Source organism: Pseudoalteromonas amylolytica (genome assembly GCF_001854605.1).
Taxonomy (GTDB): Bacteria; Pseudomonadota; Gammaproteobacteria; order Enterobacterales; family Alteromonadaceae; genus Pseudoalteromonas; species Pseudoalteromonas amylolytica.
On sequence record NZ_MKJU01000020.1, the window covers coordinates 1 to 17386 of the forward strand.

13 protein-coding genes are annotated in these 17386 nt (G+C 43.2%); 9 read left to right on the plus strand and 4 right to left on the minus strand.

Annotation, left to right across the window (positions count from 1 at the left end; all coding sequences use genetic code 11):
- Window positions 1-51: 51 nt before the first annotated feature.
- Both BET10_RS04255 and BET10_RS04260 read right to left on the minus strand, forming a co-directional pair.
- The gene (locus BET10_RS04255) at window positions 52-2865 is read right to left on the minus strand and encodes a TonB-dependent receptor (RefSeq protein ID WP_070983660.1); all 2814 of its coding nucleotides are present in this window, start codon (window positions 2863-2865) and stop codon (window positions 52-54) included.
- Between the two features lie 200 nt (window positions 2866-3065).
- Window positions 3066-5450 carry a DNA polymerase II gene (locus tag BET10_RS04260; RefSeq protein ID WP_240503640.1) on the minus strand — a complete coding sequence of 795 codons (2385 nt, stop codon included), beginning with the start codon at window positions 5448-5450 and terminating at the stop codon, window positions 3066-3068.
- Between the two features lie 24 nt (window positions 5451-5474).
- Here BET10_RS04260 and dinG point away from each other — a divergent pair, with 24 nt between their 5' ends.
- The 9 genes from dinG to BET10_RS04305 all read left to right on the plus strand — a co-directional run bounded on the left by dinG (window position 5475) and on the right by BET10_RS04305 (window position 15698).
- Window positions 5475-7547, plus strand: a complete 2073-nt coding sequence (dinG, locus tag BET10_RS04265) for an ATP-dependent DNA helicase DinG (protein WP_070983665.1) — start codon at window positions 5475-5477, stop codon at window positions 7545-7547.
- Window positions 7548-8327: a TSUP family transporter gene (locus BET10_RS04270; RefSeq protein WP_070983667.1), complete on the plus strand. Its 780-nt coding sequence runs from the start codon at window positions 7548-7550 to the stop codon at window positions 8325-8327.
- Window positions 8321-8923, plus strand: a complete 603-nt coding sequence (locus BET10_RS04275) for a primosomal replication protein (RefSeq protein WP_070983669.1) — start codon at window positions 8321-8323, stop codon at window positions 8921-8923. Before BET10_RS04270 ends, BET10_RS04275 begins: the two co-directional genes overlap by 7 nt.
- Window positions 8920-9825 (plus strand): histone deacetylase family protein, encoded by a 906-nt coding sequence (locus BET10_RS04280; protein ID WP_170829111.1) that lies wholly within the window; start codon window positions 8920-8922, stop codon window positions 9823-9825. Before BET10_RS04275 ends, BET10_RS04280 begins: the two co-directional genes overlap by 4 nt.
- Before the next feature lie 33 nt (window positions 9826-9858).
- The gene (locus tag BET10_RS04285; protein WP_070983674.1) at window positions 9859-10131 is read left to right on the plus strand and encodes a late competence development ComFB family protein; all 273 of its coding nucleotides are present in this window, start codon (window positions 9859-9861) and stop codon (window positions 10129-10131) included.
- Complete coding sequence (rsmS, locus tag BET10_RS04290) at window positions 10128-10304, plus strand: pleiotropic regulatory protein RsmS (protein WP_070983676.1); 177 nt, start codon at window positions 10128-10130, stop codon at window positions 10302-10304. Before BET10_RS04285 ends, rsmS begins: the two co-directional genes overlap by 4 nt.
- Window positions 10305-10373: 69 nt before the next feature.
- A complete protein-coding gene (locus tag BET10_RS04295) occupies window positions 10374-11165 on the plus strand; it encodes an NPP1 family protein (protein ID WP_083330437.1) in 792 nt (263 codons plus the stop codon).
- Window positions 11166-11458: 293 nt separating this feature from the next.
- Window positions 11459-14581, plus strand: coding sequence for an efflux RND transporter permease subunit (locus BET10_RS04300; RefSeq protein WP_070983678.1), 3123 nt, complete (start codon window positions 11459-11461; stop codon window positions 14579-14581).
- 10 nt (window positions 14582-14591) lie between these two features.
- Window positions 14592-15698, plus strand: coding sequence for an efflux RND transporter periplasmic adaptor subunit (locus BET10_RS04305; protein ID WP_070983680.1), 1107 nt, complete (start codon window positions 14592-14594; stop codon window positions 15696-15698).
- Window positions 15699-15797: 99 nt separating this feature from the next.
- On the opposite strand, the gene BET10_RS04310 is transcribed toward BET10_RS04305, so the two are convergent.
- Both BET10_RS04310 and BET10_RS21965 read right to left on the minus strand, forming a co-directional pair.
- Window positions 15798-16358, minus strand: a complete 561-nt coding sequence (locus tag BET10_RS04310) for a hypothetical protein (RefSeq protein ID WP_070983683.1) — start codon at window positions 16356-16358, stop codon at window positions 15798-15800.
- Between the two features lie 32 nt (window positions 16359-16390).
- Window positions 16391-16516 carry a hypothetical protein gene (locus BET10_RS21965; protein ID WP_275423278.1) on the minus strand — a complete coding sequence of 42 codons (126 nt, stop codon included), beginning with the start codon at window positions 16514-16516 and terminating at the stop codon, window positions 16391-16393.
- Window positions 16517-17386 lie beyond the last annotated feature (870 nt).

The window sequence follows — 17386 nt, forward strand, 5'->3', positions numbered from 1 at the left end:
AAAAAACCCCACATAAAGTGGGGTTTCGAATTGTTATTACATCAAACTAACTTAGAAAGTGTAGTCAGCTTGAATGTAGAAAGTACGACCGTACGGGTCTGCGTAACGTGGATCGTAACCTACTTGGTGACCAGCAGCGGCATTTAGAGTAAATGGCGGCTCTTTGTCTAATAGGTTCTTAATACCGAATGTTACGTTTGCATTGTCGCCGTAAGCATATGACAAGCGGTAATCAACAGTGAAGTATACCGGAATGTGCTTCTGGATAAGGCTTCCATCAACTGTCTCGCTCAAGTCAGATCTGTAAACTGTGAAGTTTACATCAGCAGCTGCATCTGTGTAACCGCTACGAGCCTTGATGTTCAAGTCATGAGTGAAGTCACCGTGAGTGAATGAGTTGTTGATGTTGATGATGTTACGGAATGCAACTGCTTCATCTGGACCAACTTTACCTAGGCTTGAATCCCATACATTGTCTTCACCAACACGTAGGTTTTCAGACTCGATTAGGTAAGTACCCATGATACCAGTCTTCAACGTACCGAAAGATAGTTCGTTCGTTAAGTTGATGCTCCAGTCGATACCTGTAGTCGTTGACTTACCAACGTTATCCGCTGCTTGAACGATAGCTAGAACGTCTTTTTTCAAGCTCTCATCATACTTAGTCGTGAATAAGTGGTTATAAGTCGCTGGGTTGAAGAAGATTTGGTTCTGAGTTAGACGACGAACCTCGTTCTCCATGTCAATGTTCCAGTAGTCAACAGATACACTTGTACCTGTGTCACCAGCCCATACGAAACCGAATGTATACTGCTCAGAAGTTTCTGGCTTCAGTGCCGCGTTACCTTCACGGTATACGTCATACTGAAGTTTGTCTGAGTGACATGCTGATTTCAGTGGGTGACCTGATGCTAGTGGACAGTCGTAAGGTGCAGCTGTTACACCAAACTCTACACGAGGCTCAGCGATTTGACGCATGGTAGCCATCTTGAAGCCAGTACCCATTGAAGCACGTAGCAATAGCTCGTCTGTTGGGCGGTAAGATAGGCTCAACTTATAAGTTGTATCGTTTTCGCTATCGTTAACTGTTTTGTTGCCTTCACGAAGTGAATCAGTAACTTCACCGATGTTGTCGTAACGGATTGACCCCGTTACTTCAAGGTTTTCTAGAACTGGAACAATCAATTCTGCAAATGCACCGTAGTTTTCGCGCTCTAGGTCATACTCAGGAGATACTGACTCGTACAATACTACCTTGTCGTTGTTACCTTCGCCGTTAAAGCGAGAGTACTCAGATGTACGGTAATCAAAACCAACACCTAGGTATACGCTACCTGCGTCTAAATCAGCGATTGCACCTGAGATCTTACCATCAATTGAAGTCATTGAAGTTTCAGTCTTTTCCCAAAGACCGTTAAACATAGTTGCTGCTACCGCTGCATTTTCTTCATCAGTTAAATCTTCAGGCGCTGCGAAGATATCGATTTCACCAGAGTTAAGTAGAGCTAGAAACTCTTCTTGCTTAGGATAACCCGTTAGACGGTTTTGCTCACGCTCTGAGTCACCGCGAGTTACCGCTAGGTCATAATTCCACTCAGAGATTTCACCACGGATACCCGCTGTGATTTGGCTAGTTGTTGTATTCCACTCATCAGTACGGTTACCGCCTGGAAGTACACGCCAGCGAGCACTGATACCAACCATATCATCTAAAATAGCTTGCGGTGTATGAGGAATAACGTATTTTTGCGCTAGTTCTGAGTCAATAGCTAGAGGAATACCTGTTGGGTATGGCGCGATACGTGTGATCATTTCGAATTTTGACCATGAAGCATTCGCGTATACTTCAGTCGTATCATTTACAGTTGCAACACCTTGAACGAAGATATTGTCACGCTCAGACTCTGGTTGGATTTCCAAAGTACTTGTGTAGTCAAACTGACACGCACGTGCGCCAGACGGTGCACTTGTAGTGTGACAAGTATCGTTGTTGTTCAATTTGTACGGGTTGAATGAATAAGTGCTTCTGATGTTGTTACCATCTTCATCGAACATTAGTTCGCCGTTCTCATCACGTCTGTTATAGCTTACATACGCGTTACCAGGGATAGCACTTGAAGAACCAGCAACTGCTAGTAGGTCTTGACCTGAGTGTTCAAATTGAACGAAACCAGTTTTTGCAAAATCACGGTCAACAGAACGTAGGTTATCTTGCTCATCGCGGCTGTATGCAGCTGTGATGTTGAAACCATCAACACTCAAATCACCGAAACCAGTCGTGATTGAGAAGTTTGAGCTTGAAGTATCTTTTGGCTTGTCATAGCGAGCGCTGATAGTTGTGCTTTGTACGTCATCTTTAAGGATGAAGTTAACAACACCTGCGATAGCGTCAGAACCATATAGTGCAGATGCACCATCTTTTAGGATTTCAACGCGCTTAATAGCCGCTAGAGGAATTGAGTTAAGGTCGATTGTACCGCCTGAGTCAGCAGATACCATACGACGACCATTAAGAAGAACTAGCGTGTATTCAGAACCTAAGTTTCTTAGTGAAGCAGTTTGGATACCGCCACCGCCACCACCTACTGACTCACCAGCAGCTGTGAAACCCTGCATCGCAGGAAGGTTAGCGATTAGATCAGGAACACTTGTTACACCTGATTTTGCGATTGCTGACGCATCGATTACGTCTAGAGGTAATGCACCTTCTAAGTCAGTTCTTTTGATTGCAGAACCAGTAACTTCGATACGCTCTACTTTCTGTTCACCTTCGGCCGCGAACGTATTCGCAGAAAACGCAGCCGTAGAAGCAGCGCCAAACGCGATTGCTAAGCGAACCGCTTTTGAAACTTTACTATTTAACATTTGTATCTCCCTGGACTACTTGTTAGTAGCTTGTAATTTTTTGTGGGCTTTGCCCTTATGGGAAGTTGCACTCGTGCAACATTCACCATGAATATTAAACAAGCATTGACGTTAGCGTCAACCGCAAATTATTTAATTTTTAGAAATTACCAATATAAGGTACAACATTAAACCAACAAATAATAAACATATATTTGATCTCAAAAAGAAAAAAAGCGCTGTCCTGTTAACTGAAAAAGAACATTTTCGTAATTAGGTATCATCATCAAAATGGGGTAAATCTGCTTTTCTATGTAGTGCTCATAGTCTATTTTGTTGTTTTCAAGGTGCATAACAGGTCCGTTATTAGTCATGTAATAATTGATAACACTGCCTTTTGACAAATTTCGACTCTGGTTATTTAACACGGAAAGCCTTGCAGCTTTGACGTGTGGAGGGACTGTTTTGGTATATTCTTCCAAAGCACGCCCCAAACGTTTCGAATATCGCAACAAGTGATCAACCTCACCTGCCCGTATAGAATCTATGTACCCTTTTGTTATACGCAACAAACATTCCCCATCAAACAAAGCTCTAATAACATCTTGTTGATATTTCTTAGCAATTTCCGTCCAATCACTGCGCACACTTTCCATTCCTTTAAAAACCAATTTTGCTCTACCATTGTCAATGATTTCTCCAACATAACGCTTTTTAGAGCCAACCGCCTGCCCTCTAATCGTAGGCATAAAAAAGGTGTGGTATAGAGTTTCAAACTCAATTTCTAAATGGCTGGTTAAGTCGAAAGATGCACTGCATTCTTGTTGCCAAAAGGTATTCACGATATTGACCAATGCCACAGCTTCGGCTTCACACTTGCTAATGCTCCACTGGTCAGGCAGTTTTACAAATGTTGAATCTGTATCTCCATATATGACCTCTAAACCCTGAGCTTCTATTAGCTCTCGCGTGGTCTGCATTATTTCATGACCTCGCAAGGTGATTGAACTGGCTAAACGCGGATCGTAGAAGCGACAGCCTTTTGAGCCTAACACGCCATACAGGCTATTCATGATGATTTTAATTGCCTGTGAAAGCATATCATCGCGTGCTTGTTTAGCGCTTTGTCTTGCTTGGGCAAGCTCAGCCACTAAAGTAGGTAAGTGATGCCGAGTTCTAGAAAAAGAACCATTATGAAAACCAGGCACTGCATCTTGAGGCGATTTGAGACCTTCGATTAACCCCATAGGGTCGATGCAGAATGTCCGGATGATAGAAGGATAAAGGCTTTTAAAATCCAGTACTGCTACGTTTTTATACAGCCCAGGTTTAGAATCCATCACATAACCACCAGGGCTTTCAAAATTTAGTCCATGCTCGCCTAAATTTGGCGCAACGTAGCCACTGCGGTGTAACAGTGGTAGATATAAATTGGTAAATGCGGCGACCGATCCCCCCATGCGTTCAAGTTCAAGTCCGGTCAACTGACTTCTGACAATGGCAAAATCTAATAAATTTAGCTTGGCAAAGATTGCTAGGACCAACTCACAATCTTTGAGGTTATAGGCTGCGAGGCTCAGCTTGTCTTCGTTAAACTGCCGTATAATTTCCTCTAACCTGTCGTCTTGCTCGATCAGCTTTTTCTCACCCAGAACCTTTTCAGCTACATTGGATAAACGGAAGCTATCAAAGTGATACGTCGCATTTTTTAAGGTATCAATACCGTCGATCACAACACGACCAGAGATCATCACCCTAACGTAATTGCCCTTGTACACATCTATTGGCTGCGCATCTTTACCTAGAATAAGCTCAATACCGAGCATCTGTGCTCGCTCGGCTAGCACCACAAAGTCAAATTCAATTACATTCCACCCAATGATTACATCAGGGTCTAGTACGCTAATTTTCTCCATGAGCGCAAATAGCAAAGCAGATTCATCCGGGGCCCAATGGATATACGCTGGTGTATCTTGGCCCTCTGGTGGTTCTCCAATCATAATCACGCAACGATGATTCTCACTGGCCAATCCAATGGAAAATAAAACACCGTCACCACTACACTCAATGTCTAATGATAATACTGAAAGCGTAGGGCGGTAACTGCGGTGCGCTTTTAATTTGGCTGATGTTAATTCCATATAGCCGGTCTTGGCGACTGAGTTACCTTGTACCCATACCCCACCGCGGATAAATCGTTCCATCAAGAAGCGATCACAGTGCCGGATATCCTCCTCATACATATTCACAACACCATCTAATGCTTGCTTTGCCTGATGATACGAGCGTGTATTTTGACAGTAGCAGGCAATCATCTCTTCTTGATCGAAGTGCTTTAAACCAACATTTTTAAAACTTGTCTCGATACTTTCTTGTTTGAGCAAGCGCTGCGCTTGTGGTTGGTCACTGTATCGGATGAAGAACACTGGTTGCTCATTATCAATGTAAGCCTTTATTGTTCCTTGGTCCGTTTTAAGCCAATAGCACAGCTGTAATCGCCCATGGTGATTAATCTGCTGTCGTGATAGTATGAAGCCTGCATAGACTGCTTGTGCCAAATCCGTTCCCCATCTAAAATAGCCCTTTGACACTGTAATTATATACATATAAATCCAAGTTAGGCGATTCCCATGCTTTCAGACGCTCTCAAAAAGACCATTCGGCATACCCATCAAAATATTGCCGACAGCCTAGATGGATACCGTCAGCGCAGTAGCCAAAATTATCTCGTTGCAGAAATAGCTAAAACGCTTGCTGGGGAATATCACAAGACCCAACGCATCTGTGTGATAGAAGCAGGAACAGGAACAGGCAAATCACTCGCCTATTGCCTCAGTGCGCTGCCAACGGCATTAGCTAAAAAGAAAAAGTTGGTTATTTCGACCGCAACGGTTGCCTTGCAAGAACAGTTGATTAATAAAGAGCTACCCTTTTTCAGGGAGCACTGTGGTTTTGAATTCAAGTTTGACCTAGTCAAAGGGCGTCAGCGTTATATTTGTGTGCAAAAACTTAACGCGGCTCTCAATGAAGACAGTATACAGTTATCAATCACGCCAACTTTGACATCTCCATTATCAGACATGGAGCAAAAGTGCCTTAGAGATTTGCACAGTGCTTATCAGGACAAGCGCTGGCAAGGAGACAGAGATAGTTGGGCCGACACCATACCTGATAGAGTCTGGAATCTTATTGCCTGTGATAAGCATGCATGTCAGCGACAAATGAAATCGCACCACCTATGCCCGTTTCATATGGCACGTCAGAAAATGGCGCAGATGGACGTATTGGTCATTAACCATGCACTGTTGCTGGCCGACTTGGAGTTGGGGGGCGGGAAAATTTTACCTGAGCCAGATGACACATTTTATGTAATCGATGAAGCACACCACCTGCCTCACATTACCCGTGACTTTTCGTCTGCCGCGGCAACCATCAAAGGCACCTTAGACTGGCTCGAAAAGTTATTAAAATTTAGTGGCAAAATGGCAGCGACTATCGTGTCGCAAAAAGCCATCGGCCAAAACTTCAAACTTAATGATGCAGCCAATGACGCAAGTAAAGATCTCAAAGCTGTTAGGGACATCCTTGAGCGCGCGGAATTTAATTACAATCAGGATGACACCTATCGCTTTGAGCATGGACTGGTGCCCGACTCTCTTATTTCTAAGGCAAAAGATATAAGTGATGCAACACAAGATGTGCTTCGCACACTCAATAAAATGCATGATGCACTCACCCAGGATGTAAGTGATGGCGATGTTAAACCCTTTCTAGCTGATCCATTACTTGGTGAAAGTGGGCAATACATTAATCGTTTAGAACAACTCCATAAATTGTGGAACAGTTATGCACGTAAAGGTGAAAACATGCCTCATGCACGTTGGATAAAACGCCTTGAGTACAAACATCATCATGATTACCTGTTATGCGATTGCCCTATCGAAGTGGGCTACTACCTCAAAGATAAGCTTTGGAAAGAGTGTGCAGGTGCCGTTCTGTGCTCGGCGACATTAAGTGCACTGGGCACTTTTGATCACTTTGCAAAAGAGAGCGGTCTAAGCAACGAACCCGGAGTCAAGTACATAAAAGCTAACTCGCCATTTGATTATTCAGCTCAAGCAACGCTGCACTTACCTAATGCTGAAGTAGAACCCACGAACAAAGAATTTAGTGACTATCTGGCACAAGCTCTTCCTCAATACCTACAACGTGATAAGGGTAATTTGGTGCTATTTGCATCATACTGGCAAATGGATCATGTGGTTAAGCTGCTACGCAAAGATCGCTGGCAAATTCTGGTACAAGGTGAACAATCGAGAGAGAGCCTATTGCAAACTCACAAGGATAATATCGACCAAGGTAAAGGCAGTATACTGTTTGGCACACAGAGTTTATCGGAAGGTCTTGACCTACCAGGTGCATATTTGGAAAACCTCATCATTACAAAAATTCCTTTTGCCGTTCCAACCTCACCAATTGAGGAAGCACAGGCTGAGTTCGTGCAAAGCAAAGGTGGGAATCCATTTTTATCTATCACCGTTCCTGATGCTGCAAAGAAATTAGTACAAAGCTGTGGTAGACTGCTGCGTAAAGAATCTGATCATGGCCGCATAACCATACTCGACAGGCGCTTAGTAACTAAACGTTACGGCAAAGCCATGTTAGATACGCTGCCTCCATTTAAAAGAAAAATAGATTATTAAATGTTTGAACTCGCGCTTGATCCAATGACCTGGGGACTGCTTTGTGTAGTTGCTTTAGCCGCCGGCTTTATTGATGCTATCGCCGGTGGTGGGGGTATGCTAACCGTACCAGCCTTACTGACGGCTGGTCTACCACCCCATGTTACCCTTGGTACAAATAAACTGGCCGCAAGTTTTGGCTCCATAACAGCCAGCCTTACCTACTACCGCAGGCAATTATTTAACCCAAGGTTTTGGGCAGCCTCTATTCTCGCTACTGCAATTGGCGCAATACTAGGCACACTCCTCGTTGATTATCTCAGTACTGAGTTTTTAAACAAGTTACTCCCTGTGGTAATTATTCTTGTCGCTTGCTATAGCCTGTTTGGTAAATTAAGCCCAACCGAATCTCATACACTACCACCTGTCACTCGACTACTAAAAATAAAGCAGTGGGTTCAAGGCCTAAGCTTAGGCTTTTTTGATGGCATGGCGGGCCCTGGAGCTGGTACTTTTTGGACCGCATCTAACAGTATGCTTTATAAGGTAAGTTTATTATTAAACTGTGGTTTAGCCCGCTCAATGAATTTTGTCTCCAATTTCATTTCTTTGATCACGTTTGTAGCGTTAGGCCATGTTAACTTTCTACTGGGCATATCAATGGGTGTGTTTTTGATGCTTGGGGCATGGATTGGCGCACATTCTGCTATTAAATTTGGCAACAAATTAATAAAACCTTTGTTTAATACCATTGTTATAATACTCGCCGGAAAGTTAGTCATTGAGGCATATTTATCGTGAATAACGCGCTTGATAAGTTGCACCAGCAACTGGCCAGATTGAGTGAGCAAGCCCAACAATTTGACAATGCCAAGTGGTTTGATAAAAACCGTTATATTCAGGCTCAACCAAGCCTATTTGACCGTACAGTATTTGCCACTAAAAGCCTGTTACTTTGTGACTATGTTGATGAGATAAAAGCACAAGTAAAGCATCTTCCGCCAATGGAAAAGCGTCACGCATACAGCTTTGCTGTACAACGTATAGCAACACAGATTGAAGCTATCATCAAAGTACTCAAGTCAACACCCGTCTGGGCCAAAGAGAACAAAGCCAGTTTTAGTAAAAAGAATAAAGTCTACCGTAAAGCTGTACAAAAAATCATGCAAAGCTCTCATGAGCTATATCAAGAACTGTCTCAAAACCATGAGTTTGAAAGACGGCTACAAGAAATGATAGAAATTCGCCGAGAAAAGCTCGATAAAGCAAGCAATGCTGAAGCACAGAAAATAAACCAAGAGATCCTCGCTCTGCACGCTAGACTTGGGCGCTGTAGAAAAGCCATTTCAGAAACGGAAGCCAAGATTCAGCAAGTTGAAAAACAACAAAATCGATAATGTTATTCTATCACCCATCTTACTCCGCATTGTCACTACCGCCTCGGCATCGTTTTCCAATACAAAAATATGTATTGCTAAAAGACCAATTAGTGCAGTTACAATTACAGAATAAGCTGGTTTGCCCTAGTAAAGTCAACATAGAATCTCTTTTGTTGTGCCATGATGCAAACTACGTACAGAGCTTTATAAACGGCACATTATCAGAAAAAGCAATTCGAAAAATGGGCTTTCCTTGGTCTAAAGCACTTGTTGAACGTACTCTGTATTCTGTTGGTGGCAGCATTGAAGCTGCAAATTGTGCGTTAAAACATGGAGTCGCTGCCAACTTAAGTGGGGGTTATCATCATGCTCACAAAGGTTTCGGCTCTGGATTTTGTATTATCAATGACTTTGCTGTCGCCGCTTGCTATTTAATTCAGCAAGCGTTGGCAGAAACCATCGTTATATTTGACTGTGATGTGCATCAAGGTGACGGAACCGCAAGTATTTTGACCGAACGGTCTGATATCATAACTTGTTCGATTCATTGTGAACAAAACTTTCCTCGCAACAAAGCTGAATCCGATTACGACTTTCCACTTGCAGCAAATGCCCAAGATGAAGCGTATTTAGATACTGTTCATCAAGCATTATCACTGGTTTGTCGCCTACACTCACCCGATCTGATTCTGTACAATGCGGGTGCGGATATATATAAGCAAGATGAATTAGGCCTGTTGAATGTTAGCCTCGATGGCGTATTAGCGCGTGATAAACTTGTGATGGATTACTGCCGCCAAAATAATATTCCCATGGCCGCTGCCATGGGGGGTGGCTATCAAAAAAATATAACCCAACTCGTTGATGTACATAAGCAGTTTTTTGTTGCCCTGACCGCTAACCCAGCTATTATGATATAGAGACTGAATGTACTAACGCGGCAGGTAAGCAAAATGAAATTACATGATGATGTACATAACTATTATGAGAAAATCGTTTTAGACAAGATTGTAGAGCACAACTTACATGAAAAGTACGATGAAGATGTTATGGCTGATTTCTGTTGTACCGTTCTCAATCAATTGCCCGCCCGTTATATCAGAAATGACGTAGATATGGCTTTTTACTTGCCACAAAGCGAGCGTATCGTAATGGAAGAGCAAGTAGAAAAAGCAATCAAATTCGCAGGCGAACAGGTAGCAAAAAAGAAAAAGACTCCGCAATGAATAACTCTTTAGAAACCGCACCGAACCACGTAAAATTGGCCGTTGACCTTATCATGTTGCTTGAGCAAAATGAGCTTGACCCTGAGGAAGTATTGGCTGCTTTAAAAATAGTAGAGAGCGACTTTATGAACAAGCTCCTGTCGCAGCAAAAAGAACAAAAACACAAAACTTAACAAATAGCATACATTTATGTCATATTGATAACTTATTCTAATTTTATAATATTATGATGAGTTATTATTATGACAACAACAGCTAGATTCTTTCGCCTCACTCTACTTACAGCCCCTTTTTTTAGCCATACCATCTTAGCAAACGACTTTTTAGCTTTAGACACTGCACTGCCACCAAGCTACGTCATCAACGGCACAGAGCCAGTATTTGACTTTGATGGCGATGGTTGTTTACCAAGTGCGGGGATCCGTCGAACCGGACAACAAAACGCGGGACTAAAAACCTCAGGCACGTTAGGAGGAGACTGTCGTGACAGCTTATTTTTAAGAACATCCAATACCGTGCACAGGTATGCCTGTCATAACGATGCTCAGGGACAATACTGCGCCCATTTCTATGCGTTGTACTTCAAAAAAGACCAAGTTTTCCATTATTTTGGAGGCGGACATCGACATGATTGGGAATATGCGGCGGTATGGACCCATGACGGTATAGTTACACATGGTAGTTACAGTGCCCATGGAGATCTGTACACCAAGCCAGCAAGTGAGCTACCTTTCGAAAATGGCCATTTGAAAATCGTTTACCACAAGGATGGTTTGTTAACCCATGCATTACGATTTGCTAAGTATCAAGAAGTTGCAGAAAACGGTTATAACCGTTTTGTAACACCCAATATAATCAGCTGGTACGAAATGCAGGGCGACGGAGTAAACAATCAGACATTACGCGCCAAACTGAATGAATATGATTATGGGTCAGCCACATTACCCGTAAAAGATAGCCGATTCCTATACAACATCAACCGTTTCAAACCAGCTAACTACCCAACGTTTGAGTTTGCAGATACACAGCCATAGTAGCATCTTGGGGTAGGCATAAGTTACCGTGTGCCTCCCCCAACTTTATTGTCCTTTCCAGTATTACCAACCTATTGTAGTCATCCTAGTTCATGTCCAGCAATACATGTAAATTAGGTTTCTAAAAGTATTTCAAATTATCTAATTTCGTTACAAATTATTGCAACTTAGTTATTTATCGTAAAATAGCGGCTGTTAGTCGCTACATTCTGTGGAGAGTGAAAAATAGCCGCTAGCGCAGCTCACCCTTTTACCTGATACTTGTCGAGTAAAGAAAAAGATTGGATGTTGTTATGAATTTAACACGTAGTTCGCTTAAAAACCCTGCCAGTGTGTTAGTGATATTAGTGCTGATTATGTTATTTGGCTTGATTAGTATTTTTAAACTGCCAATTCAACTCACACCTGATATTGAACAACCACAGATCACTATATTTTCTGGGTGGCGACAGGCCGCGCCAGAAGAAATCGAGTCTATGATCATCGAACCGCTTGAAAATGCAGTTAAGAACACGCCAGGCGCGCTCGAGGTCAACACGCAAATTAATCAGGGCAACGGTACCATTACTCTCACTTTTGCAGTAGGTGCCGATATGCAGCAGGCAATGCTTGATGTACTGACTAGCCTCAATCAAGCGCCTCCTCTCCCACTTGACGCAACTGACCCTATCGTGACGTCTGGCGGTGGCGGAGGGCCAGGCTCTGGTGGCCCCACGGCTGCGAGCTTGCTCGTTTTACCACTGAATTATGAACGCGATAACTTCGATATGGCGGTCTACCAAAAGCAAATTGAGGACTTTATTGAACCTAGGCTTGCACGCATTCCCGGCGTGTCGCGCGTAAACTTAAATAGTCAAAGGCAACGCGAATTACGAGTGACATTTGACCCGTACAAAGCCGCTTCATATGGCATTAGCTTAACCCAAATTCGTAATACCATTTCTTCTTCTACTGATGTATCAGGGGGCATCGCTGATGTGGGTAGACGCCAGTATACGGTACGCTTTACTGGTAAATACGACGTTGATAGCTTAACAACAATGAGAGTAGGCTATTCTGGAGACAGGCCCATCTACCTTGGCGATATCGCCAGTGTGGCAGATACTGTTACAGATAGACGTTCAATGACGCTCAGAAACGGCAAACCAGCATATTACATCACCATCTCACGAAGCAATGAATCAAACACTGTTGCCGTGCTTGATGGCATTAATCAGGCTATAGATGAATTAAACTCTGGCGTACTCAAAGAAGCAGGACTGTCTATTGAGCTTAGCTTTGATGCATCTGTTCACATTCGCAACGCGCTACAGCTAGTTAAAAGTAATCTTGGTTTGGGCGTGTTGATGGCATGCGGCATATTATGGTTATTTTTTAGAGGGTTCAGAGCTACTCTCGTTATTGCAGCCACAATTCCCGTTTCTTTGATGGTGGCATTTCTCGCACTAAACTTGTTTGAACGCAGCTTAAACGTTATCTCTCTAGCGGGCCTTGCCTTTGCTGTAGGCTTAGTATTAGATGCCGCAATTATAGTTCAAGAAAATATAGCTAGATTAAAAAGTGAAGGCATAGACAACGCCAAGGCCGCACTTAAGGGTGCCACGCAAGTTGCTGGGGCCCTATTCGCCTCAACCGCGACTAGCGTAGCCATATTTCTACCGATTATGTTTATGGCCGGGGTAGAAGGGCAACTATTTTCTGACCTAGCACTGACGCTATCAATTGCTGTCATTGCGTCGCTCGTCTGCGCATTGACTATTATACCCATTGCCAATAGATATTTACCTGAAAAAGAGCAGACAGTTGACCCTTACTTAGAATACTGGAGCAAGCTAACAAAGTGGATTATGGCGCTGACCAACAGCCGAAAAAAGCAGCTCGCCTGGGTTGCTACTTTGCTTGGGGGCTCTGTAGCTATAACGCTGACTTTACTGCCGCAAACCGATTTTATGCCTAGAGCACCTACGGATGGCTTCTTTTATAGTTTAAACACACCACCTGGTGGAAATATTGGCTTCATGGAAGAGGAAATAGCAAAGCGCGTAAAAGAGAGAGTCATGCCCTACTATGAGGGCGAAAAACTACCGAAAATTAAAGACTTTAATTTCTATGTTTTTGGCTCCAACGCGGGGGGCTTCATCTACTCAGATGATCCACAACGCGTAGAAGAATTAATGGACGTTGCACGTAAAGAGATTTTTCATGATTTACCGGATACTCAAGTGTACCTGTTTAGAGGTTCGATGATCCAAGTAGCAAACGGTGGTGATGGGCGCGCTATTAATATTGATTTAACTGGCCCAAGCATGGACGACCTGATCAGTGGTGCACAAGTCGCTTTAGCCGCTGTTAAAGAAGCGCTGCCACAAGCCACCGCTCAGCCACAACCAAGATTAGATTTGGCGGAACCTGAGCTCCGTTTGCAGCCCGATGATAGACGAATCACCCAAGCTGGTTTAACGAGAAATGACGTCGCACAAGCTGTTCAAGCATTTACTGGGGGTCTTTTCGTGAACGAATACTTTAACGGAAATGAGAGAATGAATGTAATCCTCAGGGCAAGCGCATGGAACACACCGGAAGAGCTACAAGCTCTACCGCTCGTAACCCCCAACGCTGGCATTCAAACGCTTGGGGAGCTCGCTTCAGTAGAGCGTACGGTAGGCCCCACACAATTACGCAGAGTTAACGGGAAGCGTACAGTATCCATAGTGGTAACGCCTCCTGCAGATATGAGTTTGCAACAAGCTCAAGCGCTTCTTTCTGAAGAAGTTATGCCAAAACTTAGAGACGCCTTACCTGCAAATGCTAGCGCCATACTTGCTGGAAATGCTCAAAAGATGAATTCAGCAATCGAAGAAATGACCCTCAACTTTCTACTTGCACTATTTATCCTATTCCTTCTCATGACCGCCTTGTTTAAATCTGCAAAAGACAGCCTGCTAGTTTTGTTGGTCATGCCTCTAGCAATTGCAGGGGGGGTGCTAGCGCTGTATGTACTAAACTTATTCGCTTTCCAATCATTAGACCTTCTCACCATGATTGGATTTATTATTCTTTTGGGACTTGTTGTAAATAATGCCATTTTATTAGTCGACCAGACTAGAGCATCCGAACGCGCTGGGGCCTCAAGAAAACAAGCGGTGCAACAAGCCGTTTTACTTCGAGCACGCCCCGTTTATTTAAGCACCCTCACAAGTCTATTTGGAATGCTGCCATTAATGTTGATGCCTGGGGTCGGCTCTGAAATATATCGAGGCTTGGCTACAGTAATAGTTGGAGGTATGGCAATTAGCGCTTTATTCACGTTATTACTCATGCCCAGCCTACTGCAACTGGGAAAACAAAAAGCGCCCATTGACGGCGATAGCCTAAGAGGCAACCAACCTAAACTCAATTTAGTCGCCAACCAATAGAGAAATTACTATGTTGTTATTTAAAAGACACCTAAATTTAAGCAGACCTGTTGTTAGCACACTGCTGCTTGCACTTATGGTTACATTTACTACGCCAACATTTGCAAAATCTCCAGTTTCTGTCGAGACGATATCTATGGCTCCGCTCGGAAGCTCAATACTTTTACACGGTACGTTATACGGCAAGCAAGATGTTACGCTAACCGCTGGCGTTGGTGGTCTACTCACCTTTGTTGTCGAACCAGGCAGCACAGTAACCAAAGGTGACATACTAGCTCGCATCGACACTTTACCATTAGAGCTAGAACAAGCTCGTCAACAAGAGATGCTTAATAGAGCCAAAATTAACCTGCAGTTTCATAAGCAGGAGTTGAAGCGTTTAACCCAATTAGCCAAAACTAGTAGTGCAGCCGCAAGTCAGGTTGATAGTGTTAAACAGCAGCACGACCTTGCTGAGTCAGATATCCAACTTGCGAAGATTGAGCTGCGCGTGATCGCTGATAAAATCGCACGTTCAACACTCAAGGCTCCCTTTTCAGGTGTGGTCAGTGAACGTTTTAATCGCTCTGGGCAAGATATTAACCGTGCCGACAAGCTAGTGCGGTTAATCGATATTGAAAACTTGGAAGCTAGATTTTATGTCCCGGTCAAATATCTAAGTAGCCTAGACAATGGTGTAACACTACCAATAGCAACAAGTAACACAGATCTCTCAAGCCGTGTAGAGGCATCCATTACAGCAATTATTCCAGCAACAGATCCGCGTTCACAATCTTTTGAAGTGCGGGCAACTTTGCCAAAGCAAACTGCACGAAAATGGGCCGCAGGTCAATTAGTGGATGTAACCTTACCGCTAAGCTCGGGAAAGCCTGAGCTACTAGTCAATCGAGATGCATTAATACTCAGAAAGCAGGGTGTCCATGTGGTGCGTATTAATGAAGACAACAAGGCTGAGCAAATCCAAGTAGAAGTGGGAAAAGGACAGGGAAAGTATGTTGCGATTAAGGCTCTAGGAGAAAATGAGTTAAAGGTCGGAGACTCGGTTGCAGTACGTGGTGCTGAGCGTCTATCAACGGGTCAGGAAGTAGAAGTACATATGCCTTCAAATGCGCCATAACAATATCAACGTTTACTAGCCCAATGAGGGAGGTTCACCTATATGAACCTCCCTCATTTATTTACTTTCACATCGTCAATTTTAGAGGTTTTAATCGCCTCACTGGCGACTTGATGGCTTAAACTTAAAGGTTATAAACTGAAGCAATTTTTGCATAGGGTAAGCTGCCATCAGTAAGCACATAAATACATTGGTTAATACCACTATTTGGGTATATATAACTTTAAGAACATCCGTGCCAAATACCACCCGATCAACATACCGTGACATCAGTAGAATAACTAACATACCTGATACGTAAAATCCGTAGGTCGTAATTTTAGCAAAGTTACATTTCTTAAAGTTATGCCATTGAATCACCGCAACCATGAACAAGCCTTCGTGAATACTAAAACTAATGTAAAATATTTGCCGAACGGCCTGCACACCTACATCAAGGCTGTAAATTACATCTCTTATGGCAATGGCTATCAACTGAAATACCATTGAAGTAAATACAAAGACAAATAGTGAGTGCTCAAACTGCTCAACACTACCAGATTCTGGGCGATTGAATATCATTGCCCTTATAGAATCCTTGCCAAATGCGCCAAGAATTATAAGCGTGAGGATTTTAATCACCGTCAGCGTTAATTCTATGTGCACCAAAATGCCACTCATAGCAACAAAGCTCCTTTTTCTCCTCTGTTCCTCTATTTCATAACGTTGGAAACAGAAATAGGCGGTTCATGACCACCACCTGCTCCGCCGTTACCTCCAAAGACTTGTTTTAACAAGCTTTTCGATAGTATTGTAAAACTCTTTTTATTAGTATTCATGCAATCTACACCTTTTATTTACATAGCACAATATAGGCCGGACAAATAAACACGCTCGATGACTAACACATACCAACAACCTTCGAGCAGTTTTTATGTACATCTATAAATCTAGCTACTGATTTTAGAAACGCAACGGGCCGGATCTATAACAACTACAAGGCTAAACACCGATACAGATCCTTTATCGACATATGAATATATTCATATTCAGCTTAATTTAAATCGTATACCAATTGCAACTATTGAAATTCTCTATTGCAACAACACTCACTTTTCATATAGCCAATGTGCAGTGTATTCGAATAATAGAAACACTCGTGGGGTGCAAAATTACGGACGAAGCGCAAGGTGAAGTGAGCCATTTTATAGAATGCTGAGGGACTATTTAAGAATGCTGAGGGTTATAGAATGCCGAGGGACTCTCTAAACGTCGGATGGCGCTGTGCTTATCACGACCTACAGACCCAAAAACGCAAAAAGCCCATCACAATGGATGGGCTTTTTACTTAATTAGGACCTGGCGATGTTCTACTTTCACATGGCAGCTGCCACACTATCATCGACGCTACAGTGCAAAATTACGGACGAAGTCCGTAGCTTTTGCGCAAGGTGAATTAAGTGCAAAGGGTTAACGATAACGAACGCAGTGAGGACGTTTCCTTTGCGCAAGGTGAAGTGAGCGGTTTTATAGAATGCCGAGGGTTATAGAATGCCGAGGGATTCTCTTAAACGTCGGATGGCGCTACGCTTATCACGACCTACAGACCCAAAAAGCCCGACTCTTTCGAATCGGGCTTTCTATAATTAGGTGCTTGGCGATGTTCTACTTTCACATGGCAGCTGCCACACTATCATCGACGCTGTTTC